Consider the following 2,439-nt stretch of genomic DNA (forward strand, 5'->3'; position numbering starts at 1 on the left):
CCGGTCGTGGCGGCGCAGTCGCAGGGCACGGGCTTCACGCCGGGCTTCGCGTCCGTGCTGACCTGCGAGGACGGGTCCCGGCACTTCGTGAAGGCCGCGTCGCACAAGGCGCAGCGGATGTTCGCGGCGGCGTACCGCGAGGAGGCGCGCAAGCTCGCCGCGCTCCCGGCCGCGGCCCCCGCGCCGCGCCTGCTGTGGACCCACGACGACGAGGACTGGATGGTGCTGTCGACCGAGCACGTCGACGCCCGCCACCCGGCCCGGCCCTGGCGCGAGGACGACCTGGCCGCGTGCGTCGCGATGGCCGACGGCCTCGCCGCCGACCTGACCCCGCCGCCCGCGGCCCTCGGGCTGACCCCGGCCGAGGAGGAGTTCGCCGACTGGCCGGCGTACTGGGACGCCGTCCGCCAGGCGCCGCCCGGACCTGCCGAGCGGGTCGAGGAGGCGGCCGCGCTGGCCGCGCGCTACCGCGAGGTCGTCGGCGGCGAGACGCTCGTGCACACCGACGTCCGCGACGACAACCTGTTGCTGGCCGCCGACGGGCGGGTGCTGCTGTGCGACTGGAACTGGCCCTCGCTCGGTGCCGCGTGGCTGGACACCGTCTTCCTCATGATCGGGCCGCGCGGCGACGGGCTCGACACCGACGCGGCGCTCGCCGCAGCGCCGCTGACGCGCGACGTCCCCGGCGAGTCCGTCGACATCGTGCTGGCGCTGGTCACGGGCTACTTCCTCATGTCCGCCCAGCAGCCGGTCCCGCCGACCTCGCCCCACATCCGCGACGCCCAGCGGTGGCAGGGTGAGGTGTGCTGGGACTGGCTGGCCGAGCGCCGGGGCTGGTCCTGAGCGGATTTGGGCGCCCGAGCGGGCGCTGCTAGCCTTGTCCGTCGCGTGTCAGGGCTGTTTCCTGCCCGCGCGCACCCCGACCTCAACGACCGGTCCACCCCGAGATCACCCGAAACGAAGGCAGCAACAGTGGCGAACATCAAGTCCCAGATCAAGCGGAACAAGCAGAACGAGCGCCGTCACGAGCGCAACAAGGCCGTCAAGACCGGCCTGAAGTCCGCCGTCCGCAAGTTCCGTGAGGCCGCCGAGGCCGGCGACAAGGACGCCGCGGTCGCCGCGGGTCGCGACGCCGCCAAGAAGCTCGACAAGGCCGCCTCCAAGGGTGTCATCCACAAGAACCAGGCCGCGAACCGCAAGTCCGCGATCGCCAAGAAGGCCGCCTCTCTCTGATCCCACCGCCCGCCAGCGCCTCGCGGCGCGCGGGCCGATCGGTCGTCGCACTGACCCGTCAGGACATCGTCCTGGCGGGTCAGCGGCATTTCTGCTCCCCTCGGGCTGAGCTCGCGAAGTCCGAAGTCCGAGGACCAGGAGCGAGGTCGAGGAGCCGCGCGACCGAGGAGCGAGTCGCGACCGGCGTCTCGAGACCAGAGGATCGGGCCTCGATACGCTCGCTTGCGCTCGCTACTCGACCACCGAAGCTCAGCGGTCGTCGCGCAGGTCGGTGACGGTGAGGACCAGCCGCTCGAGGGTGTACGACGGGTCGCTGGCCGCGCCCTTGATGTCGGCGTCGGCCTGGGCGATCGCCCGGATCGCCTGCCCGATCCCGGTCTCGGTCCAGCTGCGCGACTGCTGCCGGAGCGTGCGCAGCTTCCACGGCGGCACGCCGACCTCGCGGGCGAGGTCGGCCTCCGACATCCGGCCCGGAGCCGCGAGGTAGCGCGCCAGCCCGCGGGCGCCGCCCGCGAACGCGGAGGTGACCAGCACCGGCGCCGTACCCCCGTCGAGGGCCCAGCGCAGCTCCTCCAGCGCAGCCGTGCGCTGGCCGTTGAAGGCGGCGTCCGCGACCGCGAACGACTTGGCCTCGGCCCGGCCTCCGAAGTACTGCTTGACCTGGTCGGTGCCGATGGGCTGCCCCGCGAAGTCGTTGGCGAGCTGGCTCGCCGCCGCCGCCAGCGCGCGCAGGTCCTGCCCGACCGCCTGGACGAGCGCGTCGGCGGCGTCCCGCTCGATCGTGGTGCCGTGGCTGCGGACCTCGGCCGCCACGAACCCGGGGAACTCCGAGGGCCGCAGCTCGCCGGACTTCGCCTCGGTCACCGTGGCGAGCTTGCGCAGCTTGGTGAGCACGCCGGAGCCCTTGGGGCCACCGCCGTGCACGAGCACCAGCGCGACCTCGTCGGCCGGGGCGCCGGCGTAGTCGAGCAACCCCGCCACCGACTCCTCCGGCAGGTTCTCCAGGGAGCGGACGACCACGCACCGGATGCTGGAGAACAGCGAGGGCGCCGAGAGCTCGCCCAACGTCGCCAGCGACAGGTCGGAGGCCACGGTCTCGGAGAGCTCGGACTCCGGGTCGTGCTTGCGCACGGCCTCGCGGACCGCGCCGACCGTGCGCTCGTTGAGGAACTCCTCCTTGCCGGTCACCAGCGTGACCCGGCCCAG

General features: G+C 73.5%; 3 protein-coding genes. 2 read left to right on the plus strand and 1 reads right to left on the minus strand.

Annotation, left to right across the window (positions count from 1 at the left end):
- Together ACTUAL_RS31635 and rpsT are read left to right on the plus strand one after the other, a co-directional pair.
- A partial coding sequence (locus tag ACTUAL_RS31635; RefSeq protein WP_440902789.1) for a phosphotransferase occupies positions 1-843 on the plus strand: 843 nt, incomplete at its 5' end.
- Positions 844-972: 129 nt separating this feature from the next.
- Positions 973-1,233 carry a 30S ribosomal protein S20 gene (rpsT, locus tag ACTUAL_RS31640; RefSeq protein WP_440902790.1) on the plus strand — a complete coding sequence of 87 codons (261 nt, stop codon included), beginning with the start codon at positions 973-975 and terminating at the stop codon, positions 1,231-1,233.
- A gap of 249 nt (positions 1,234-1,482) precedes the next feature.
- Here rpsT and holA read toward each other — a convergent pair.
- A partial coding sequence (gene holA, locus ACTUAL_RS31645) for a DNA polymerase III subunit delta (RefSeq protein WP_440902791.1) occupies positions 1,483-2,439 on the minus strand: 957 nt, incomplete at its 5' end.

This window comes from Actinosynnema sp., from assembly GCF_052038725.1.